At 67.2% G+C, this 22162-nt stretch carries 20 protein-coding genes and 1 pseudogene; 8 read left to right on the top strand and 13 right to left on the bottom strand.

The window, feature by feature from the left end; all coding sequences use genetic code 11:
• Positions 1–60: 60 nt before the first annotated feature.
• Positions 61–909, top strand: a complete 849-nt coding sequence (locus ACGFK1_RS10925; RefSeq protein WP_393428266.1) for a sigma-70 family RNA polymerase sigma factor — start codon at positions 61–63, stop codon at positions 907–909.
• Positions 910–919: 10 nt separating this feature from the next.
• Positions 920–1507 carry a DUF4126 domain-containing protein gene (locus ACGFK1_RS10920; protein WP_393428265.1) on the top strand — a complete coding sequence of 196 codons (588 nt, stop codon included), beginning with the start codon at positions 920–922 and terminating at the stop codon, positions 1505–1507.
• On the opposite strand, the gene glgC is transcribed toward ACGFK1_RS10920, so the two are convergent.
• Positions 1504–2718: a glucose-1-phosphate adenylyltransferase gene (gene glgC, locus ACGFK1_RS10915; protein WP_393428264.1), complete on the bottom strand. Its 1215-nt coding sequence runs from the start codon at positions 2716–2718 to the stop codon at positions 1504–1506. The genes ACGFK1_RS10920 and glgC overlap by 4 nt on opposite strands.
• 126 nt (positions 2719–2844) lie before the next feature.
• On the opposite strand from glgC, the gene glgA reads away from it, so the two are divergent.
• Complete coding sequence (glgA, locus tag ACGFK1_RS10910) at positions 2845–4008, top strand: glycogen synthase (RefSeq protein WP_393428263.1); 1164 nt, start codon at positions 2845–2847, stop codon at positions 4006–4008.
• A 10-nt stretch (positions 4009–4018) separates the two neighbouring features.
• On the opposite strand, the gene ACGFK1_RS10905 is transcribed toward glgA, so the two are convergent.
• From ACGFK1_RS10905 to folP, 5 genes are all read right to left on the bottom strand, one after another.
• Positions 4019–4186, bottom strand: a complete 168-nt coding sequence (locus ACGFK1_RS10905) for a DUF3117 domain-containing protein (protein WP_003931055.1) — start codon at positions 4184–4186, stop codon at positions 4019–4021.
• 108 nt (positions 4187–4294) lie between these two features.
• Complete coding sequence (locus tag ACGFK1_RS10900) at positions 4295–4888, bottom strand: DNA-3-methyladenine glycosylase I (protein WP_393428262.1); 594 nt, start codon at positions 4886–4888, stop codon at positions 4295–4297.
• Positions 4885–5256 (bottom strand): DivIVA domain-containing protein, encoded by a 372-nt coding sequence (locus tag ACGFK1_RS10895; RefSeq protein ID WP_393428261.1) that lies wholly within the window; start codon positions 5254–5256, stop codon positions 4885–4887. Before ACGFK1_RS10895 ends, ACGFK1_RS10900 begins: the two co-directional genes overlap by 4 nt.
• Positions 5257–5289: 33 nt before the next feature.
• On the bottom strand, positions 5290–6234 hold the full coding sequence (locus tag ACGFK1_RS10890) for a glucosyl-3-phosphoglycerate synthase (RefSeq protein ID WP_393428476.1): 945 nt from the start codon (positions 6232–6234) through the stop codon (positions 5290–5292).
• A gap of 8 nt (positions 6235–6242) precedes the next feature.
• Complete coding sequence (gene folP, locus ACGFK1_RS10885) at positions 6243–7067, bottom strand: dihydropteroate synthase (RefSeq protein ID WP_393428474.1); 825 nt, start codon at positions 7065–7067, stop codon at positions 6243–6245.
• 135 nt (positions 7068–7202) lie between these two features.
• Here folP and ACGFK1_RS10880 point away from each other — a divergent pair.
• Positions 7203–8057, top strand: a pseudogene (locus ACGFK1_RS10880) (alcohol dehydrogenase catalytic domain-containing protein); the annotation flags it as partial.
• 145 nt (positions 8058–8202) lie between these two features.
• Here the strand turns inward: ACGFK1_RS10880 and fadD6 are convergent.
• Complete coding sequence (fadD6, locus tag ACGFK1_RS10875) at positions 8203–10008, bottom strand: long-chain-acyl-CoA synthetase FadD6 (RefSeq protein WP_393428260.1); 1806 nt, start codon at positions 10006–10008, stop codon at positions 8203–8205.
• A gap of 52 nt (positions 10009–10060) precedes the next feature.
• On the bottom strand, positions 10061–10621 hold the full coding sequence (locus ACGFK1_RS10870; RefSeq protein WP_393428259.1) for a TIGR00730 family Rossman fold protein: 561 nt from the start codon (positions 10619–10621) through the stop codon (positions 10061–10063).
• A gap of 28 nt (positions 10622–10649) precedes the next feature.
• On the opposite strand from ACGFK1_RS10870, the gene ACGFK1_RS10865 reads away from it, so the two are divergent.
• Together ACGFK1_RS10865 and ACGFK1_RS10860 are read left to right on the top strand one after the other, a co-directional pair.
• Positions 10650–12719: an AAA family ATPase gene (locus ACGFK1_RS10865; RefSeq protein WP_393428258.1), complete on the top strand. Its 2070-nt coding sequence runs from the start codon at positions 10650–10652 to the stop codon at positions 12717–12719.
• A 548-nt stretch (positions 12720–13267) separates the two neighbouring features.
• Positions 13268–13954, top strand: a complete 687-nt coding sequence (locus ACGFK1_RS10860) for a type VII secretion target (RefSeq protein ID WP_393428257.1) — start codon at positions 13268–13270, stop codon at positions 13952–13954.
• Between the two features lie 16 nt (positions 13955–13970).
• Here ACGFK1_RS10860 and ACGFK1_RS10855 read toward each other — a convergent pair whose 3' ends face one another.
• The 4 genes from ACGFK1_RS10855 to dapE all read right to left on the bottom strand — a co-directional run bounded on the left by ACGFK1_RS10855 (position 13971) and on the right by dapE (position 18569).
• A complete protein-coding gene (locus ACGFK1_RS10855) occupies positions 13971–14642 on the bottom strand; it encodes a hypothetical protein (protein WP_393428256.1) in 672 nt (223 codons plus the stop codon).
• Between the two features lie 6 nt (positions 14643–14648).
• On the bottom strand, positions 14649–15770 hold the full coding sequence (locus ACGFK1_RS10850; RefSeq protein WP_393428255.1) for a hypothetical protein: 1122 nt from the start codon (positions 15768–15770) through the stop codon (positions 14649–14651).
• A gap of 39 nt (positions 15771–15809) precedes the next feature.
• The gene (locus ACGFK1_RS10845; protein WP_393428254.1) at positions 15810–17420 is read right to left on the bottom strand and encodes an ABC-F family ATP-binding cassette domain-containing protein; all 1611 of its coding nucleotides are present in this window, start codon (positions 17418–17420) and stop codon (positions 15810–15812) included.
• 81 nt (positions 17421–17501) lie between these two features.
• Positions 17502–18569: a succinyl-diaminopimelate desuccinylase gene (dapE, locus tag ACGFK1_RS10840; RefSeq protein WP_393428253.1), complete on the bottom strand. Its 1068-nt coding sequence runs from the start codon at positions 18567–18569 to the stop codon at positions 17502–17504.
• 34 nt (positions 18570–18603) lie between these two features.
• On the opposite strand from dapE, the gene dapD reads away from it, so the two are divergent.
• Together dapD and ACGFK1_RS10830 are read left to right on the top strand one after the other, a co-directional pair.
• Positions 18604–19548 (top strand): 2,3,4,5-tetrahydropyridine-2,6-dicarboxylate N-succinyltransferase, encoded by a 945-nt coding sequence (gene dapD, locus ACGFK1_RS10835; protein ID WP_393428252.1) that lies wholly within the window; start codon positions 18604–18606, stop codon positions 19546–19548.
• A 104-nt stretch (positions 19549–19652) separates the two neighbouring features.
• A complete protein-coding gene (locus ACGFK1_RS10830; protein ID WP_393428251.1) occupies positions 19653–20996 on the top strand; it encodes a nucleotide disphospho-sugar-binding domain-containing protein in 1344 nt (447 codons plus the stop codon).
• 4 nt (positions 20997–21000) lie between these two features.
• Here the strand turns inward: ACGFK1_RS10830 and ACGFK1_RS10825 are convergent, their stop codons facing one another.
• The gene (locus tag ACGFK1_RS10825; protein ID WP_393428250.1) at positions 21001–22158 is read right to left on the bottom strand and encodes an ROK family transcriptional regulator; all 1158 of its coding nucleotides are present in this window, start codon (positions 22156–22158) and stop codon (positions 21001–21003) included.
• Positions 22159–22162 lie beyond the last annotated feature (4 nt).

Below are 22162 nucleotides of genomic sequence, written 5' to 3'. Positions count from 1 at the left end.
ACTCATCCGTCATAACCGTGACGGCCCGCAGCGGCGCAATATGACAGCAGGAGGTGCGATATGCCCGTGGAACTGTTCGAGGAGCACCGCACCCATCTGCGCGCGGTCGCCTTTCGGCTGTTGGGCTCGCTGACCGAGGCCGACGACGCCGTCCAAGAGGCGTGGCTGCGGTTCGAGCGCACCGATGTCAGCGATGTACGCAATCTGCGCGGCTGGTTGACCACGGTCGTGGCGCACGTCTGCCTCGACATGCTGAGGGCGCGCAGGGCGCGGGCCGAGGAACCGCTCGACGAAGCGCTTGTCGCCGCCGATGAATCCGTCGACCCGGAAGGCGAGGCGGTCCTGGCCGACTCGATCGGAGTGGCACTGCTGGTCATTCTGCAGACCCTGAGCCCAGCCGAACGCCTCGCGTTCGTGCTGCACGACATGTTCGACCTGCCGTTCGCCGAGATCGCACCGATCGTCGGCAGGACCGAGAGCACCGCCGCCCAGCTCGCGTCGCGGGCCCGTCGCCGGGTCCGCGGTAAAGCCCCGGGCGCCGCAACGGATTTCGCGTATCAACGCAGGCTCGTGGACGCATTCCTCGCCGCCGCCCGCAACGGCGATTTCGATGCGCTGCTCGCGATGCTCGACAGCGACGTGGTACTGCATGTGGATGCCGCCGCTGCGGGCACCCCGACCACATTCCGCGGGGCCCGCACGGTCGCCGCCAATGCGCAGGCGTTCTCGGCCAACGCGCGGTTCGCCGAGTCTGCGTTGGTAGACGACGCAGTGGGCATCGTCGTCGCCCCCAACGGCAAGCTGGCGCTGGTGCTGCGCTTCGTGATTGCAGGCGACGCGATCACGCAGATCGACATCGTCGCCGATCCGCAACGGCTGAGTCGGTTTCGTCTGGCCGTGCTGGACTGATAATCGGTATGTGGAACTGTTGACCGGCTTCGGGCTGGCCACCGCTGCGGGGCTGAACGCGTACATCCCGCTGCTGGCGCTGGGCCTGCTGTCGCGGTTCACCGATCTGGTCACGTTGCCGCACGGCTGGGCATGGTTGGAGAACGGCTGGGTGATGACGATCGTCGCGACGTTGCTCGTTGCCGAGATCGTCGCGGACAAGGTTCCCGCGCTCGACAGTGTCAACGACGCGATCCAGACGTTCGTTCGGCCGACAGCAGGCGGCATCGTGTTCGGGTCCGGCACCGCCGCCCAGACGTCCGCGGTCACCGATCCGGGGGCGTTCGCGCAATCGGGTCAATGGATCCCGGTCGCGATCGGGGTGGTCACCGCGCTGGTGGTGTCGTTGGCGAAGTCGACGGTGCGGCCCGCCGCCAACATCGCCACCGCCGGGGTGGCCGCGCCGGTGCTGTCCACGATCGAAGACGTCGCCAGCGTGGGCCTGGTGTTCCTGGCGATCCTGATACCCGTGCTGGTGCTCGCCGTCGTCATCGCGCTGGCGTGGGCCGTGGTGCGGATCGTGCGGCGGCGGCGGCGACGTCAAGCGGCACCGGGTTAGATCCAGACGCCCTTGCCGACCGCGACCACTCCCCCTGCGCTGATCGCGAACCGCTCGCGGTCCTTCTCCAGGTCCACACCGACCATCTCGCCGGGTCCGACGACGACGTTCTTGTCGAGAATCGCGTGGCGCACCACCGCGCCCCGGCCGACCCGGGTGCCCGGCATGATCACACTGCCCTCGACGATCGCGCCGTCGTCGACCACCACATTGGACGACAGCACCGAATTGCGAACCGACGCGGCCGAAATGATGCTGCCCGCGCCCACCACCGACTCCTGCGCCGAACCACCGTTGACGAACTTGGCGGGCGCAAGCATCTCCGCCTCGCCGCGGATTGGCCAGCGCTTGTTGTAGAGGTTGAACACCGGGTGCACCGACACCAGGTCCATGTGGGCGTCGTAGAACGCGTCCAGCGTTCCGACGTCGCGCCAGTAGCCGTGGTCGCGTTCGGTGGCGCCGGGCACCTCGTTGTTGTGGAAGTCGTAGACGGCGGCCATGCCGTCGGAAACCAGGCGCGGGATGATGTCGCCGCCCATGTCGTGATCGGAGTGGTCGTCGTCGGCGTCGGCCCGGATCGCGTCGATCAGCACCTTGGTCGTGAAGATGTAGTTGCCCATCGACACGAACGTCGACTCGGGGTCGTCAGGGGTGCCCGGCGGATCGGCAGGCTTCTCGATGAAGCCACGGATGCGCCCGGATTCGTCAGAGTCGATGCAGCCGAAGGCGCTGGCCTCCGCGCGCGGCACCCGGATTCCGGCCACCGTGGCCCCCGCACCGCTTTCGATGTGGAACTGAAGCATCTGCTCGGGATCCATCCGGTACACGTGGTCAGCGCCGAAAATGATGATGTAGTCGGGGTCCTCGTCGTAGATCAGGTTCAGCGACTGATAGATCGCGTCCGCCGACCCCGTGTACCAGCGCGGCCCCAACCGCTGCTGGGCCGGCACCGGAGTGATGTACTCGCCTGCCAGCCCGGACAGCCGCCAGTTCTGCGAAATGTGGCGGTCCAGCGAATGCGACTTGTATTGCGTCAGCACGCAGATGCGCAGGTATCGGGCGTTCACCAGATTGGACAGCACAAAGTCGATCAGCCGGTACGCGCCCCCGAACGGAACCGCTGGTTTCGCGCGATCGGCGGTCAGCGGGTAAAGCCGCTTGCCTTCCCCGCCGGCCAGGACGATGCCAAGGACGTGTGGCAACTCCCTCATGGATCAAACCTATCCGCAGGTGCACGTGGCTGCCAGCCATTGAGTGCTATTGATCGGTTTTGTCAGTCAAGGTATTTGGCGTTCTGGCGGTCGATTAAACCTTCGACAGCTACTACGGTCGTGACTATGCGGGTGGCGATGATGACTCGGGAGTATCCACCCGAGGTGTACGGCGGGGCGGGCGTCCACGTCACCGAACTCGTCGCGCAGCTGCGCCACCTGTGTGAGGTCGACGTGCACTGCATGGGGGCACCGCGACCGGGGGCGTTCGTCCACCAGCCAGATCCGGCTCTCAAGGGCGCCAATCCGGCGTTGTCGACGCTGTCGGCGGACCTCGACATGGTCAACGGAGCGTCGAACGCCACCGTCGTGCATTCGCATACCTGGTACACCGGGCTTGCCGGCCACCTGGCCGCGCTGCTGTACGGCATCCCGCACGTGCTGACCGCGCATTCGCTCGAGCCGATGCGGCCGTGGAAGGCCGAACAGCTCGGCGGTGGCTACCGCGTGTCGTCGTGGGTGGAGAAGACGGCGGTCGAGGCGGCCGACGCGGTGATCGCGGTCAGCTCCGGCATGCGCGACGACGTGCTGAAGACGTATCCCGCGCTCGATCCCAACCGGGTGCACGTGGTGCGCAACGGCATCGACACCGATGTCTGGTATCCGGCCGAGCCGGAGCCCAGCGGCTCGGTGCTCGCCGAGCTCGGCGTCGACCTGACCCGGCCGATCGTGGCCTTCGTCGGGCGGATCACCCGGCAGAAGGGCGTCGCGCATCTGATCGCGGCGACGCATCACTTCGCACCCGAGATCCAGTTGGTGCTGTGCGCGGGCGCCCCGGACACCCCCGAAATCGCAGCCGAGGTGACCTCGGCCGTGCAGGAGCTGGCGGCTGTTCGCAGCGGCGTGCATTGGGTTCGTGAGATGCTTCCCATCGGGAAGATCCGCGAAATACTCTCCGCCGCTACCGTTTTCGTCTGCCCATCGGTGTACGAGCCGTTGGGCATCGTGAACCTGGAGGCGATGGCGTGTGCGACGGCGGTGGTCGCCTCCGATGTCGGCGGCATTCCGGAGGTGGTCGCGGACCGTCAGACCGGGCTGCTCGTGCACTACGACGCGGGCGACCCAGGACTGTTCGAGCGCCAACTCGCCGATGCGGTCAACTCATTGGTGGCCGACCCGGACCGGGCCCGCCAGTACGGCCACGCAGGACGCCAGCGTTGCATCCAAGAATTCTCATGGGCGCATATCGCCGAACAGACTTTGGAGATCTACCGAAAAGTGTCTTCCTAGGCGGTACGACCTAGCTCGTGACGCCCTTGAGTTCGTCGCCGAGAGCGGCCGCCTCTTCGGGCGTCAGTTCGACGACGAGTCGCCCGCCGCCCTCCAGTGGTACCCGCATCACGATGCCGCGCCCCTCCTTGGTTGCTTCCAGTGGACCGTCGCCGGTCCGGGGCTTCATCGCCGCCATCGAGTGCTCCCTCCACATGAGTTGGCCCCGCTCGGGCTGTTGATCTTCCCCCTATTGTTCCCTATCCGCGGCGTCCGGTGTGCAAAGACCCGGCCATGACCGTCAATATCATGCGGCTTTGATGGTTGGTACCCAGCAGTCGACGGTGTGGTCGTCGACCATCCCGGTGGCTTGCATCAACGCGTAGGCCGTCGTGGGGCCGACGAATCGGAAGCCTCTGCGTTTCAATTCCTTGGCCATCGCGGTCGACTCCGGCGTCACCGCGGGCACCTCGGACAGGTCGGCGGGTCTTGGCCGCTGTGCTCGGTCCGGCGGCGCGAACGACCACAGCAACTCGCCGAGATCGACATCCAGATCGGCGACCGCGCGCGCGTTGGCGATGGTCGCTTCGATCTTCATTCGGTTGCGCACGATTCCGGTGTCGGCCATCAGGCGGTCGACGTCGCGTTCGGTGTAGCGGGCGATGCGCCCTGCGTCGAACCTGTGGAACGCGCGGCGGAAGTTCTCCCGCTTGCGAAGGATGATCAACCAGGAAAGACCGCTTTGGAACGCCTCGAGGCTGATCCGTTCGAACAGCGCGGCCGAATCCCGCAGCGGCTGACCCCACTCCGTATCGTGATAGTCCCGGTACAGGATGAAATCGGCTGGGGCCAAACGTGATTGGTCGATCCAGCCGCACCGGGTGCGGCCGTCGTCGGTCACGAATCATCCTCGCCGCTTGGCAATGCGTGGGCGCCACCCTCGACGTGTTCCTCTGTTTGGTCGCTGTCGTCCTCGACGCCGTGGGCGGCCCGCACCGCAGCGAGTTGACCCCGCAGCAGGTCGAGTTCCTGTCCGAGTCGGTCGAGTACCCAGTCCACCTCGCTGGTTTTGTAGCCGCGCACAGTCTGGGTGAACTTCACGGCGTCGACGTCGGCGCTGGTGACGCCAGAGGCCGGCAACACGGTGGCGGTGGTGGCGCGCGGCAGCGGCGGCAACGACTCGCCGCGGCCGAACAGCACGCTGCCAAGGCCGAACAAGACCACGGCCACCAAGATCAGCACCACGAGGTAGAGCAAAACCAGGGTCACGCCACGATATTGCCGGATGGCTCCGACAGGTCGCTAACCGCGCAGCGTGTTCATCGGCGGCCGGTCGGCCAGCGACACCGATGATGTGCGCGGGGTGTAGTCGTCGCCGTCGGCGAAGAACTGCGTCAGCGCCACCCCGGAATCCGGCACACCGCAGCGCGACAGCAGGGTCGCGATGACCTGGCGGCTCATCGATGCGAGTTCGGTCAGCGGCCTGTTGCGGTGGGTGCGCACGCCGAGGTTGACCTGGGCGATCGCGTCAAGTCCGAGCCGGTCGTAGGTGTCGATCAGCAACCCGATTTCCACGCCGTAGCCCGGCGCGAAAGGTACCGAGGTGAGTAGTTCGCGGGTGCCGGCGTATTCGCCGCCCAGCGGTTGCAGCAGGCAGCTCAGTTCTGGCCGCAGCGACGCCAGCAGCGGGCGAGCGACCAGTTCGGTGACCCGGCCGCCGCCGTTGGCGTCCTCGCTGCCCCTCACCTTCAGCGGACGCCGGTAGAAGCCTTTCACCAGGTGCACGCCGTCGGTCGTCAGCAGAGGGCCGACCAGCTTGGGCACGAACATCGGATCGGGGTCGATCAGATCGGAGTCGACGAACACGATGATGTCGCCGGTGGTCGCGGCCAGCGACCGCCACAGCACTTCCCCCTTGCCCGGTTGCGGTTCGACTTCCGGCAGCGCGACCTCGCGGCTGACCACCCTGGCGCCCGCCGCGATCGCGCGGATCTCGGTTTCGTCGGTGGATCCGGAGTCGAGCACGATCAACTCGTCGACCAGCCCGCCGAGCAGCGGCGTGATGGTCTCGACGACGCTGCCGACCGTCTCTTCCTCGTTGAGCGCGGGCAGCACCACCGAGATCGTGCGGCCGGCCTTGGCGGCCACCAGTTCGGCGACCGTCCACGACGGCCGGTTCCAGGTGTGGTCGTCCAGCCATCTGCCGGTGACGACGTCCGTTCCTGAGGAGCCGGGCGTCGGCTCCATGATCACAGTCATGCCAGTCCCCTCACTGTCCGCGCCGGTGGACGTGCGCCCTGAATCGACGCGACCATCTCCAGCACCCGCCGCGTGGGACCGACTTCGTGCACGCGGAACATGGCAGCCCCCTCTGCGGCGGCCAGAGCCGTCGCGGCCAGGGTGCCTTCCAGGCGTTCGGTCAATTCCACACCCAGAGTTTCCCCGACAAAATCCTTGTTGCTCAGCGCCATCAGGACCGGCCATCCAGTGTTTACAAGGTCTTTCACATGGCGCAACAAACTAAGACCGTGGTAAGTGTTCTTGCCGAAATCGTGGGTCGGGTCGATCAGCACCGCATCCCTGGCCACACCTGCCGCCACGGCGCACTCGGCCGCCGCGGTCACTTCCGCGATCACGTCGTCGACGACGCCGCGTTCGGAGATGCCGTAGTTGACCCGGAACGGCCGCGTCCGGGGTGTCGCTCCGCCGGTGTGCGAGCACACCAACCCTGCCCCGAATTCGGCGGCGACCTCGGGCAGGGCCTGATCGGCGCCGCCCCAGGTGTCGTTGATCAGATCGGCACCGGCCGCGCAGGCCTGCTTGGCCACCTCGGAACGCCAGGTGTCGACGCTGATCAACTGATTGGGAAAGGTGGCGCGCAGCCACTCGATGAATGGCACGACGCGGACGATCTCCTCGTCGATTCCCACCGTCTCGCCCGGCCCGGCCTTCACGCCGCCCACATCGACGACGTCGGCGCCGTCCTCGATCGCCCGGTGCGCCGCCGTCTTGGCAGCCTCGTCGGTGAAGGTGGCACCGCGGTCGTAGAACGAGTCCGGTGTGCGGTTGACGATCGCCATGATCAAGGCGCGATCGGCGGCCACCGGACGACCGCAGAAGGTGGACAGCACGCCTTCCAGGCTACGGGCGTGCGATTTGTGGAGCGCGGGCCGCGCTCAGCGCGGTTGAGACTCCACAAATCGCTGCACAGGCCGATGCGCGCCGCCCGAATGAAGATTCCGATTCCATCGGTGGGTCCAGAGGAGGTGCTCGTCAAGGTGGGCGGCGCGGGGATGTGTCGCACCGACTTCCAACTGATCGACGGCTACTTCAACACCGGGCTCGACATGGCGTTTCCGATCACCCCGGGTCATGAGGTCGCCGGCTGGGTCGACAGCGTCGGGCCGGACGTGCCGAAGGCGTCCGGTCTCGCGGAGGGTGACCAGGTCGTCGTTTACGGCAGTTGGGGCGATGGCGTGTGCAGGCAGTGCCACGACGGCCTCGAGCAACTGTGCGCGCACGGCACCTGGTCCGGTTTCGGACTCCACGGCGGTTACCAGGAGTACCTCCCGGTCAACTACCGCTACCTGATCAAGGTGCCGCGGCACGACGACCTCACACCGGAGCATCTGGCACCGCTCACCGACGCCGGGCTCACCCCCTATCGCGGTCTGAAGAAACTGCGTGATGCGGGACATCTCGGCGCATGCAGAACCGTGGCCGTCAGCGGCGTCGGTGGTCTCGGCAGCTATGCCGCCCAGTACGCGAAACTTCTCGGAGGCGGCGCCGACGTCGTGGCGTTCGCGCGCAGCGAGGAGAAGCTGAAGATCGCCCTCGACAACGGCGCGGACCACGCGATCAACGTTCGGGACAAGACGGCCGAATCGGTGCGCTCGGAATTGGAGGCGCTCACCGGGCGCCCCGAACTCGACGCGGTCATCGAATGCGCGGGCTCCGAGGACTCCATCCGGCTGGCGTTCTCGCTACTGGCGACCGAGGGCGCGGTGGCTTCCGTCGGCTTGATCGGCAACCGCGTCGACATTCCGCTGTTTCCGTTGGTGGCGAGGGAGTTCACGTACTTCGGCTCGTTCTGGGGAAGCTACAACGATCTCAAAGAAGTGCTCGCGCTTCGACGACGTGAACGAGACGCTGGAATCGATCGCTCGCGGCGATGTGCTCGGCCGCGCGGTGATCGTCTACGACTGACCGGAATCGCTAGTTCTTGGGCCGCTTGCCGTCCGCGACCTCTTTCGGGTACTCGTCATAGAACTCGACGTAGCCCTCGTCGCGGCCGGCCAGCACGTAGATCGGGTCTTCGATCTTGTCGGCTTCTTCGTCACCCTCGCCGGTGTTGCCGCCGTAGCCCTCCTTGCGGAGGTCGCCCTTCTGACTCTTGAACGTCGACGTGTGCGCCAACTCCTTGACGACGCGGACGAACAGCGGCACCGCATAACCGGGCAATTTGTCGTAAGCCGCTTTTGCCAACGCCTTGCCGTCGAACTCCTCGCCCTCCTTGAGCTGTATGGCCGCCATGCCCGCTTTGCCGCCGGCGCCCTCCACCTCGACCCCGAACACCGTCGCCTCCTCGACCTGCGGGTCGGTGGAGATCGCCGCCTCGACCTCGGTGGTGGCCACGTTCTCGCCTTTCCATCGGAAGGTATCGCCGAGCCGGTCGGTGAACGCCGCGTGCCCGAAGCCCTGCGAGCGCATCAAGTCGCCGGTGTTGAACCACACATCGCCGTCCTTGAAGGCGTCGCGCACCAGCTTCTTCTCGGACTCTTCCTTGTCGGTGTAACCGTCGAACGGCTGGAAGCTGCTGACCTTTGACAGCAGCAGTCCGGGTTCGCCATTGCGCACCTTGCGGACGCGGCCGTTGTCGTCGCGCACCGGATCGCCTGTCTCCGAGTCATATTCGACGAAGGCCACCGGCGTCGGGCAGATGCCTGTCGTCTTGTCGACGTTGAGCACGTTGACGAATGCGGTGTTGCCCTCGCTGGCGGCATAGAACTCGCACACTCGGGCGATCCCGAACCGCTTGGTGAAATCGTCCCAAATCGCAGGGCGCAGGCCGTTTCCGGCGATCACCCGCACTTTGTGCTTGCGGTCGGTGTCCTTCTCCGGCTGATTGAGCAGATACGCGCAGATCTCGCCGATGTAGACGAAAGCGGTTGCGTTGTAGCGGATGACCTCGTCCCAGAACTTCGACGCCGAGAACGACTTGCCCAGTGCCAGTGTCGAACCCCCGTTGAGCACAGCCGACAACGCGACCGTCAACGCGTTGTTGTGGTAGAGCGGTAGACAGCAGTACAGGGTGTCGTTGCTGTTCAACCGCATCCCCAGACCGCCGAACCCGGCCAGCGCCCGCAGCCACCGGTAGTGCGTCATCACGCTGGCCTTCGGCATGCCGGTCGTGCCCGAGGTGAAGATGTAGAACGCCTTGTCCTTGGCGAGGACGGCCGACGCGGTGGCCGGGTTACCGGTCGGTGCGGTTTCGGCGAGACGGTTGAATTCGTCGAGCGTCACCAGACCGTCGGTGTCGGCGCCGCTTTCATGAATGGGGTCGACGAATTCGGAGTCGGCGACGACGACCTTCGCCGAAAGCAGTCCCAGGCTGTGCTTGAGGACGTCGCCGCGCTGGTGGTAATTCAGCATTCCGGAGATGGCGCCGCACTTGACCGCGGCGAGCATCAGGAGGACCGGTTCCGGCGAGTTGCGCAGCATGATGCCGACGACGTCGCCGTGGCCGACCCCGCGTGCCGCGAGCACGGCGGCGTACCGATTGGCGGTCTCGTTGGCCTCCCGGTAGGTGATCTCGCGGTCCTCGAACCTCAGGAACACCTTGTCGCCGTAGCGGGCCGCTCGGTCCTGGAAAACCTTGCCGATGGACGTCTTGGCCGACGGGCGGGCGCCGAATCCGGTGATCACCCCACTCAAGATGGTCGGTAGGTCCATCAGCAGACCCGGTACCTGACTGGCGATGTCGAGCAACCCGACGCTGCTGCGAGTCCCCTTGTCACTCATGTTCGGTGCGTCCCCTCCACTGTTCTGTTGTGCCACACCCTAGTGACCATGGTCACTGGGCCGGTGCGCACACCGCCATCGCCGCGGCTACCTCGTCGACGACGACCAATCGGTCCAGCGCACCTTGGGCGACATAACCGCTGTCGACCAGCCCGTGCAACCACGCCAGCAGGCCGTCGTAGTGCCCGATCGGGTCGAGCATGACCACCGGCTTGTCGTGCATACCCAAATAGCCCGCTGTCCAGGCTTCGAAGAACTCTTCGAGGGTGCCGATGCCTCCCGGCAAGGCGATGAACGCGTCGGCGCGGTCCTCCATGACCTGCTTGCGTTCGCGCATGGTGTCGGTCACCACGAGTTCGTCGGCGTCGGTGTCGGCCACCTCCCGGTGCACCAGTGCCTTGGGAATGACGCCGACGGTGCGGCCACCGCGCGCGCGGGCCGCGCTGGCGAGCGCGCCCATCGCCGACACGTTGCCGCCGCCGGACACCAGCGTCCAGCCGCGCTCGGCGATCGCCTCGCCGACCTCGACGGCCAACGCCAACAGCTCCGGATGCGTTGGCCCGGACGCGCAGTACACGCAGACCGCCCATTCGCGATTGGGTTCTGGGGACACACGCACAACGTAGCGATAGTCTCCGGCGGTGCCAGTTGAGTGGGTAACCGCGCCGCCCGAACCGGCACTGGAGTTGGTCGAAGCGGGTCTCCGCGAGCAGGCGGGCGCAGTGCTCATCGGGTCCGCGGGTGTCGGCAAGACATGGTTGGCGCGCGCGACGGCCGACCGGTTGACCGCACAGTTCGATCGCGTCGACTGGGTCACCGGGACAGCGGACGCGGTTCCGTTCGCCGCCTTCAACCACCTCATCGAGGTGCCCGACTCCGGTAAGACGGCGGAGGTGCTGCGGACCGCGCGTGAGTCGCTGAGCGATGGCAGGCTGCTGATCGTTGATGACGCGCACCTGCTCGACAAGCTGTCCGCGGCGTTGGTCTACCAGCTTGCGGTCAGCGGCGCGGTGAAGACGATCGTCACCGTCGACCCGAATAGCGTCGTGGCCGACGAGATCTCGGCGCTGTGGCGGGACGACCTGCTGGCCAGGGTCGACGTGGACCCGCCTGGCCACGACGACAGCAGGCAGGCAGCTCTTGTCCGGGAATTCGTCGGGTCGCTGCCGGGCCCGGCGCACCGGGTGTTGGAGTATCTGGCCGTCGCCGACCCGCTGACGCGCGCCGACGTCGCTGCGCTGGCAGGTGACGTGGCCGATGCGCAGGCGGCGGGCGCCGTGGTCGTCGACGGGGACCTCGTTCGGCCTGGGCATCCGTTGTTCGTCGAGGCCGTCCGCGACGCGCTCGGCGGGCCGGAGTTGCGGCGGCTGCGAACGGAGTTGGTGAATCGGCTGGCGCCGCCGGTCGGCGTGGTGGAGCGACTGCGGTTCGCGGTGCTCGCACTCGACAGCGACAGCCCGCAGCCGGTGGCCGATCTGGCCGCCGCGGCCGAGGATGCGCTGCGGCTGGGCGATCTCGAGTTCGCCGAGCGGTTGGCCCGCGCTGCGGTCGATCGATCCTCCGATCTGGGGACCCGACTGACACTGGCCTACGCACTGGCGTGGCAGGGTCGCGGCCGCGAGGCCGACGCGGTGCTCGGCGGTGTGGAACCGTCGACGCTGTCCGAGACCGAGCTGATGGCGTGGGCGCTACCGCGCGCGGCCAACCAGTTCTGGATGCTTTCGGAGCCGGAACGGGCGACGGCGTTTCTGCGGACGACGCGGGGCCGGGTGTCGACACCGGCCGCGCAGACCACACTGGACGCGCTGTCGGCCACGTTCGCGATGAACGCAGGTGGCCCGAGCCGGGCGAAGTCGATCGCCGACGAGGTGCTGTCGTCGCCGGCCGCTGACGACACCGCCGTCGGCTGGGCTGCGGCCGCGGCGGCGCTGAGCGCGGCGCGGATGGGCCGGTTCAGTGAGGTGGACGCGCTGGCCGAGCGCGCGATCGCGGCCGGGCATCCCGGCCTGTTGCGGTTCACCAGCGGGTTCGGCCAGACGACGGCGCTGGTGATGGCGGGCGAGCTGGACCGGGCGCAGGCCTTGGGCCAGCGGCTCACCGACTTTGCGCAGCTGCAGCAGCCCGGCCGCGCGATCGGTGAGGTGCTGGTTGCCGACGTGTTGATCGCCAAGGGCGAGTTGGAGTCGGCGGTGTCGCTGTTGCGCGGCGCCACCGCGGCACTCGCGCCGACCGGGTATTCGTGGGGTCCGCTGGCGTTGATGTTGTTGGCGCAGGCGCTGGGGCAGTTGGGTGAGACAGCCGAGGCCGGAAAGATCCTGTCGCGCGCGGAATCCCGGCACGGGTTGAAGTCGATGCTGTTCGCACCGGAGCTTTCGTTGGCGCGCGCGTGGACGATGTGGGCGCGACGCGACGAGCACGGGGCGGTCGCGGCGGCGCGCGACGCGGCGAAGGCCGCCGAGCGCGGCGGTCAGACCGCGGTGGCGCTGCGCGCGCTGCTGGACGCGGCACGGCTCGGCGACCTCCGGGCAGCCGACGGCATCGCGCGGCTCACCGGCGAAGTCGACTGTGCGCTGGGGCAGTTGGCGCTTGCGCATGCGCGGGCGTTGGTCGCCAAAGACGCGGAAGCACTGAACGCGGTGTCGGCTCGGTTCGACGCGATCGGCATGAAGCGCGCGGCGGCCGCCGCTGCCGCGCAAGCCGAACGCGTCTGACTGCCGAATTGGTGACGGAAGGGTCGGATCGGTCCTCATAGACTTGAGTGAGCTGTCGTAATAGCTGGAGGTTGGCGCAGTGGGCATGATCGACGCCTTCCTGTCCGTGTGGTCGGGCGCCCGAAAATCCTTTGGCGAAGGGTCGCAAGTATTCGCAGACAATCTCGGCAGCCGACTGCCCGCCTCGCCACACAGCTCCGGCGGAGTCACGGTCTAGCGGATGAAGCCAAAGATGATTGAGCGATCGGCGGCGGTCCTACCCGGCATGGTGATGGGATACGTTCTGTGGCTGGTTGGGATAACCGCTCTAACCGTCACCATCCCAATAAGATTCATGATCATCGTATACCTCGGGGTGATACTGACTCTTTCGTTTGCGCTGACCCGGCAACTTCGAGGATCCGAGAGACGTTCCATCGCCCTGGGTATCGCAGTAGCGCCGGTGTTGCCGGTGATCGCAAGCGTTTATTCCCTCATCGCATTTCTGAGTTGACACAGAGGACCGTCAAAGATGAATTACGCCAACGACTTCGGTATGGAGGATCGAAATGAGTGACCCACTGTACGTCCAGCCCGACAGCGTGCGGTCGTACTCGCAGATCCACGACGAAGTGGCGGCTGGATTGTCGCAGTTGATGGGGGTGGCCGCACCGGAGGCCGCGGGGGTGCAGACCAGTCACGGGGCGATCGCCTCGTCTGTCAGCAGTGCACTGAGCCAGGTGCTCGGCGGTCGTCAGGGCACGCTGCAAGCGACATCGTCTTCCGCGCAGACCATTTCGGAACTGCTGCAGAAGGCCGCGCAGATGTACGAGCACGGCGATCAGAAGGGCGCAGCGACGTTGCGCGCCGCTGCAGAAGCTTTGGAAGGCTCGCCGGGATCGTCTGGCGCTCCCGCGGACACGTCGACAGCAGCGGCCGGCGCGTCGGGTGCGGGTGGCGGCGCAGACGTGATGGGACAGGTCGGCCAGCAGGTCGGCCAGGTGGCACAGTCCATCACCCAGCCGTTGCAGGGCATTGGCCAAGGGCTGCAACAGGTTCCGCAACAGGTCCTGCAGGGTGCGCAGCAGATCGCCCAACAGGTGTCGCAGGTGGCGTCGTCAGCCGCCGAGAAGGTCGACGAAAAAGGAGATCAGGCCGCCGCGGGCGACACCGCGCGCGCAGGCAAGGCGCCCGCCGAGACTGCGGGCGAGCGCACGGAACCCATTGACTCTCGCCGAGAAGGGCGCTACACGTAATCGGCTTTGTCAGCCATCAGAGCCTGCGGCCGAGATCGTCCTCGCTGCGGTGACTTTGGTGCTCCGGCTGCTTCACCGGGGCGTGGCCCTGCTTGCCGCCCTCCGACGGTCCCGCCCCGGCGCGATCGTTTGTTTCCAAGCGGTGCAGCGGTTCGCGCCGGGGTTCGTGGGATTGCGGGGCCTGTGCAGGATTCTCGCGCACGGGCGGGGGCGCGGCGGCCGCTGCGGCCGGTGAACTCGGGGCCGCGGCTGTGGCGGGCGGCGCGCCCGCTGCCGGCTGGCCTCCCCCACCGCCCTGCGCGGCCTGCATGGCCTGCTGCATGAGTGAGCCGAACATGCCGGTCTGCCCGCCGATCGCCTGCGCGGGCGCGCCGGCCATCTGCCCCATCTGGCCCGCTTGCTGCCCCAGCTGGCCGAGCATGCCGACTACGTGTCCGACCGATTGCGAACCGGCGTCATCCGAATTCTGGTACGCCGCCTGCGCGACGCCCAGCTTGCCGGCGAACATGCCCTCCTTGGCCTGCAGCGTCGCGACGTTCGCCGCCAGCGGGGCGGCCAGCGTCGGCAGCACTGCCGAGATGGTGGCACTCAACGCGTCCTGTCCGGCGGAAAGCATCGGGATCTCGGGAAGCTCGACGGACGCCGGGTCCCAGCTCAGGCCCTCGGGTTTGCGCAGCGGGTCAGTCATCGCAAGTCACCAATCATCGTCGACGTCGTCCTCGGCAAGGTCATAGTCGAGCGGCGCGGGCACCGCCAAGCTCGCACTCATACCGCCACTTTCGCCGCGCTGCCCCATCATCGGGGCCATGCCGCCCATGCCGCTGCCCGCAGCCACCGGCGCGGCCCCACCCGACGCACTGGTTCCGGCCGTCGCGCCCTCTGCCGGCGCGGTGCTCACCGATCTGGTGCCGACCAGATTCGCCATCTGCGGCGTCTGCAGCGGACTTCCCCCCGCGCCGGGCAGCGACGCCGACCGCACCATGCCGGAGCCTCCGCCAGCGCCGGAACCCCCCGCCAGCGGGTGGTTGGAGAACGTCGAGAACGGCAGGCCGGCGGCACCAAGGGAATCCGCCTTCCCGCCCTTGCCGAACATCGACGTCAGCTGTTGAAGCGGCTGGGCCAGCTGCTGACCCATCTGCTGCGGCACCGCCAACACCGCCTGGCCCAGCTGCATGGGCAATTGCGCGGGCATCGAGCCCATCTGGCTCATCATCTGCATCGCCTGCTGCGAACCCTGGCCCGCCTGCTTCGTGGCCTCCTCGCTGGTGTCCTTCGCCTCCTTACCGCCGGGCACCGACGGCGCGGCACCGGGAAACGGAATGCTCGGAGGCACGCCAAGGGTGTTGGCGAGCTCCGTCGTGTGGGCCGTCACGTTGGCGATGTTCTGCGACAACCCCATCTTGATCCGGCTTTGCACCAACTCCTGGGTATTGCTGAACGGCATGGCCGAGAGCGCCTCACACTCGTGCTGGACCTCTTGAGCGATGGTGTTCGCCAGCATCTTCGCCTTCACCACAGTGGCTTCCATCGCCCGCAGCTTGCCCGCGATCGCCGCGGCGTGCGCGGCGTTGGCCTCGTGGCCGCCGATGATCGTGGTCGCCTCGCCGGTGGCCGCCAGCGCCCCGGCACCCTCCCAGACGTCGGCAAGCTTCATCAGCTGGCCTTGTTGCTGGGGCACGACGGCTCCGGTGATCTTCGCGGCCAGTGCCTCATAGTTCGCCGCGGTAGCCGCCAACATCTCCTCGTCAACATTCGGCCAGCCGGGACCCGTTACCGTCTGCGACCCGTATGGGCTGCTGTCGGGCTCGATTGCCATGCGCTCGAATTTACCGTGCCTGCGGTAGCTGTCGGTCCGCTAAATCGACTCCAACCGGCCCTCCAGCAGCCGCAGCCGACGCTGGATCCCGATCTCACCGAGGAACCGCTCGTCATGGCTGACCACGACGAACGCACCCCGGTAGGCATTGAGCGCCGCCTCCAGTTGCGTGACGCTGAGCAGGTCCAGGTTGTTGGTGGGTTCGTCGAGCAGCAGCAACTGCGGGGCGGGCTGTGCGTAGAGCACGCAAGCCAACGTGGCGCGCAGTCGCTCACCACCCGACAGCGCCGCCACGGGAAGATGAATCCGGTTGCCGCTGAACAGGAATTGGGCCAGCAGATGCATCCTTCGGGTATGCGTCAGGCTCGGTGCGTATGCGGCCAGACTCTCCGCCACGGTGCGCTCTTCGTCCAGCAGATCCAGGCGTTGCGACAAGTAGGCGATGCGGCCGTCGGCACGCGTCACCATCCCCGCATCGGGTGGCACATCTCCGCCGATGATGCGCAGCAGCGTCGACTTGCCTGCACCGTTGGCCCCGGTCAGCGCGATGCGTTCCGCGCCGCCGATATCCAGGTCGATCCCGTTGTCAGCAAACAGCTTTCGCCCGCCACGACAGGCCTGCAGGCCTTCACTGTGAAAGATGGTGCGCCCCGCGGGCACCGTGGTGTCGGGCAGGTCGAGCACGATCACATCGTCGTCGCGAAGCGCCCGTTCGGCCTCGTCGACCTGAGCCCGCGCCTCGTGCAACCGTTTGGCGTGCACGTCGTCGGCCCTGCCCGCCGACTCCTGGGCATCGCGCTTCAACTTGCCTGCGACGATTTTCGGCAGCCCCGCATTCTTCAGGTTGCGCGCCGCAGCGCTCGACCGTCTCGCGGCCCGCTCATGAGCCTCCTGTCGCTGCCGCTTCTCGCGTTTCAGCTGCTGCTCGGCATTGCGCAGGTTGGCTTCGGCAGCCTGCCGCGTGTCCTGCACGGCCTCTTGATACATGGTGAAATTGCCGCCGTAGCACATCATTTCGCCGTGATAGAGCTCGGCGATGCGGTCCATCCGGTCAAGCAGCACCCGATCGTGGCTGACGAGCAGCAGACATCCGGGGTAGTCGTCCAGCGCCGCGTAGAGCCGATGCCTGGCGTCGACGTCCAGATTGTTGGTCGGCTCGTCGAGCAGCAGCACGTCGGGCCGCTTGACCAATTGCCCCGCCAACCCGAGTGACACGACCTCACCGCCGGACAGTGATCCCAGCCGTCGGTCGAAGTCGAGATCGCCAAGGCCCAACCGGTCCAGCTGGGCGCGGGTGCGCTCCTCGATATCCCAGTCGTCGCCGATTGCGGTGAACACTTCTTCGCGTGCATCGCCCGCGGCCAACGCCGCGAGCGCATCGAGGACGGGAGCCACCTCTAGCAACTCGGCGACGCGCTGATCAGCAGCGAACGGCAGCGTCTGCGGGAGATAGCCGACGGTGCCGTCTACGACGATTGTCCCTGCGGTAGGCCGGTATTCGCCCGCGATCAGCTTGAGCAGCGAGCTCTTTCCGGCACCGTTCGGCGCTACCAGCCCGGTGCGGCCGTCGCCGACGGTGAACGACAGATCCTCGAACAGCGGCGTGCCATCGGACCAGGAAATGGACAGGTTGGAACAGGTAATGGACATGTGAGTGATCTCTCGTGACGATGCACGGACGGACGGCCGATGGCTGTCGCTGACTCACATGCCTCCAGGGTACGGATGGGGTCAAGCGGATAAATATCCGCGCAGCATGTCGGCGGATGCGCTGATCGCGGCGACGTCGACGCGTTCGTCGGCGCGGTGCGCGAGGTTCGGGTCACCCGGGCCGTAGTTGACGGCCGGAATGCCCAGCGCCGCAAAGCGCGCCACGTCAGTCCAGCCGTATTTGGCGCGCACCTGTCCGCCTGCGGCCTCGACGAGCGCAGCGGCGGCAGGCTTGGTCAGGCCAGGCAAGGCGCCCGGCGCAGAGTCGGTTAGTTCGATGTGCACGTCCAGCCCGTCCAGCACCTGGTAAACGTGGTGAAGCGCCTGCTCGACGCTGCGGTCGGGAGCGAAGCGAAAGTTCACGGTCACCGACGCCGCATCCGGGATGACGTTACCCGCGACGCCACCGTCGATGCGCACGGCCGACAGCCCCTCGCGATAGACGCAGCCGTCGATGTCGACACTGCGCGCCTGGTATGCCTTCAACCTGGCCAGCACCTCGCCGAGTTTGTGAATGGCGTTGTCGCCCAACCACGATCGAGCCGAGTGCGCACGGGTGCCTGTTGCGCTGACCACGACGCGCAGCGTGCCCTGACAGCCGGCCTCGATGTAGCCGCCCGACGGCTCGCCGAGGATCGCGACATCGGCGTGAAGCCAGTCGGGTAGCTCGCGTTCGATGCGGCCCAGGCCGTTGGCGGCCGACTCGATTTCCTCGCAGTCGTACATCACCAGCGTCAGGTCGTGCGCGGGGTCCGCGACCGTCGCGGCGAGGTGCAGAAACACCGCGTCGCCGGATTTCATGTCGGAGGTGCCGCAGCCGTGTAACTCGCCGCCGTCCATTCGGCTGGGCAGGTTGTCCGCGATCGGCACAGTGTCGGTGTGGCCGGCGAGCAAGACCCGCGACGGCCGACCCAGCGAGGTGCGGGCCAGCACCGCGTTGCCGTTGCGCACCACCTCGAAGCCGGTGGTCTGCTCGCGCAGCGCGGCCTCAATTTCGTCGGCGATGCGCTGCTCGTCGCGCGACTCGCTAGGGATGTCCACCAGCGCCGCGGTCAGCGCGACGGGGTCGCCGTGTAAATCCAGGCCCACAGGCCTTGAGGTTAGTCGAGTAGCCTTTGGCGACGTGACTTCTGCTTCAGGCGTCGGCTTGGCGACCATCGCCGCCGACGGATCCGTACTCGACACCTGGTTCCCGGCGCCCGAACTGGGTGCCGACGGCCCGACCGGCACCGTGCGGCTGTCGGTCGCCGAGGTGCCCGACGAGCTGGCCGAGCTGACCGGCCGCGACGATGACCGCGACGTCGAGACGGTGGCGGTGCGCACGACGATCACATCGCTGGACGACAAGGCCACCGACGCCTACGACGCCTACCTGCGACTTCACCTGCTGTCGCACCGGCGGGTGACCCCGCACGGACTCAACGCCGACGGCTTCTTCGGCGTGCTCACCAACGTGGTGTGGACCAATTACGGCCCGTGTGCGGTAGACGGCTTCGAGGTGGTGCGGGCCCGGCTTCGCCGGCGCGGACCGGTGACGGTCTACGGCATCGACAAGTTCCCGCGGATGGTCGACTATGTGGTGCCCTCCGGCGTGCGCATCGCCGACGCCGACCGGGTGCGACTGGGTGCCCACCTGGCGTCGGGCACCACCGTCATGCACGAGGGTTTCGTCAACTACAACGCGGGCACGCTGGGCAGTTCGATGGTCGAGGGCCGCATCTCGGCGGGCGTGGTCGTCGACGACGGCTCCGATGTGGGCGGCGGCGCGTCGATCATGGGCACGCTGTCCGGCGGCGGCACGCAGGTCATCTCCGTCGGCAAGCGCTGCCTGCTTGGCGCCAACGCCGGGTTGGGCGTCTCGCTCGGCGACGACTGCGTTGTCGAGGCGGGCCTGTATGTGACCGCGGGGACGAAGGTGCAGACCGCCGACGGTGAGATCGTCAAGGCGCGCGAGCTGTCCGGCGCCAACAACCTGCTGTTCCGCCGCAATTCGGTGTCCGGTGCGGTCGAGGTGGTCAAGCGCGACGGCAGCGGCATCACGCTGAACGAAGCCTTGCACGCCAACTAGGTTCCCCACCCCTCGCGAGCGCGCGTGTCTGTACGCCGACACGCCGGTAATGGTGCGCAATTTGCGCACGCTCGCGGCGGCTGAGCGGCGTACATTCGGCCTTCATGAGCAGCCAGCCCACCGTGGCACTGTTTCCCGAGCCCGGCGCGTGGGGGCCGACCAACAACCTGGTCGCCCTGGGAAATCACCTGCGGGAGCGAGAAATCCGCACGGTCTTCGTCATCGACGAATCCTTCGAAGGTGAACTCGCCAACCGTGGCTTCGAAGAGCGGTTGATGCGAATGACGCCGCCGCCGTCGGAATCAGATGTCGCCGGCCAAGCGGCTCCGGAGCCATATGTCGCCGGCCAAGCGGCTCCGGAGCCCGAGGCCGTCGGCGGCGGTTGGGCGGAATTCGTCCGCGAGACCTCACCGCAGTTCCGGCGGCCGACCATCGAGCAGTTGGCGACGGTGACTGCGCCGATCTGGGCCGAATTCGTGGAGGGTGCCGAGTATTCACACGACAGGCTGACCGAGATCTGGGCCGATCTGCGGCCCGATGCGATCGTGCACGACTGCGTGGCCAGCTTCCCTTCGGTGTCGCGGGCCGGATGTCCATGGATTCGGGTGGTGTCGGCCAATCCGCTCGAGATCACCGATCCCGACATCCCGCCGGTCTTCTCCGGCTACCCCTCGCGGGACCGCAGCGGATGGGACGAATTCTGGGTGGAGTACCGCCGGCTCACCGACCCTCTGGTCGAACGGGCGTCGGCGTTTCATCAGCAGTGCGGTGCCCCGCCGCTGCCGGATGGCGAATTCCAATACGTCTCGCCCTATTTGAACCTCTACATGTATCCCGCCGAACTCGACTATCAGCGCTCGCGTCCGCTCGGTGCGACGTGGCGCCGAATCGACACGTCGACCAGGAACTCCGATGGTGATTTCGACGTCGCCGAGAAGGTTGGCACCGACGGCAAACTCGTGTACCTGTCGTTGGGCAGCCTCGGATGTATGGATGTGCCGTTGATGCAGCGGGTGATCGACTCGCTGGACCGCACGCCGCACCGGGTGATCGTGTCGATGGGTCCGCTGCACGAGCAACTCACACTCGGCGACCGGATGTGGGGTGAGCAGTTCGTCCCGCAGACCGCGATCGTGCCGCAGTGCGACGTGATGATCACTCACGGCGGCAACAACACCGTCGGCGAGGCCTTCACGTTCGGGGTGCCGACGATCGTGCTTCCGCTGTTTTGGGACCAATACGACAACGCGCAACGAATCGACGAATGTGGCTACGGCGTACGCCTTTCCACCTACGAGTTCACCGACGACGAGTTGCACGCGGCGATCGAGCGGCTCAGCGACGACCGGCAGCTTGCGGCACGCCTGGCCGTCGCGTCCAAGCGGTTGCAGGACTCGCCGGGACGGTTGTTGGCCGCTGACCTCATTGAGAAGGTGGTCCGCGGCTGAGTCGTCAATCACGCTGCCGGCCAACCCAGTCCGCCAGCCCAGCCGGCTTGGTGACATGGTCGAGCGCCAAGACGGCCGCACCGTGCAACGGTCCCTCTTCGCCGTGTTGCGCGTCACGCACGGCCGGCGGCGTGGCTTTGCGGAATGCCATCAAACCGTCGCGGTAGGCGGCGTCGAAAACGTCCGGCGCGGCGGACCGGATCAGCGCGGCCACCCCGCCCAGCGTGACCACCTCAGGATCGTGCAGGTTCACCAGGCCACCGACACCTCGGCCGAGTGACGCGGCAACGGCGTCGAAAGCTCGACGGGTCGCGGCATCGCGCGCTCCGACCATGGTGTGCAGGTATGCGACGGGATCATCAGGCGGTTGATCGCCTCGATGCCTGGCCAGTGCGCGCCCGTCCACGGTGAGGTCCCAGCATCCGCGCGCACCGCACGGGCAGACGAGCGCCGGGTCCCCGAACGGCACGTGGCCGTATTCGCCCGCCGCGCCGTGCGCGCCCGTCAGCGTCTCGCCGTTGACCACCAACGTACCGCCGATGCCCTGCGCGACAATCAGATACAGCGCAGTCGCGGCTGATCGAGCGGCGCCGGTACGTGCCTCCGCCAGCCCGGCCAGCGTCGCGTCGTTGCCCACGAACAAAGAGATGCCGGCCCGGTTCGGAATCTTCGAGGTCAACACCGAAAGGTCGACGTCACTCCAGCCGCGGGAGGTGAACTGAACCAATTTGGAGTCGCTGACGGTGCCCGCTACCGATATCGCTATCGCCCTGAGCCGCTTGGCGTTTCGTCGATAGACGGCGGCTATCGCATCGGCCAACTGGGTGAGGACCGGCGCCAACGCGTCGCCGGCGTACGCGGCCTGTGCCACCGGCCTCGGCACGCCGTCGAGGCCGGCGACGGCAAGGCGCCAGTCGGTCACCCGTAGGTCCGCCGCGATCACCAGCGGACCATCGGCGTGAGGGCCCAATACCGTCGTCGGTCTTCCGCGTCCGGACGCGGGCGCAGGCGTTTCGTCGAGCAGGCGTGCTTGTCGCATTCGTGCCACCAATTCGGTGGCTCCGCCGCTGCCGATGCCGAGGCGCTGCGCGGCGGCGGCGCGCGTGATACCCGGTTCGGCCCGAACCACATCGATCAGTTGAGCAGCGCCCAACCAACGCATGGGC

Source organism: Mycobacterium sp. NPDC048908 (genome assembly GCF_043197955.1).
Classification (GTDB): domain Bacteria; phylum Actinomycetota; class Actinomycetes; order Mycobacteriales; family Mycobacteriaceae; genus Mycobacterium.
The sequence above is the reverse complement of the archived record's forward strand: the minus strand, read 5'-3'. Positions and strand labels throughout refer to the sequence as shown.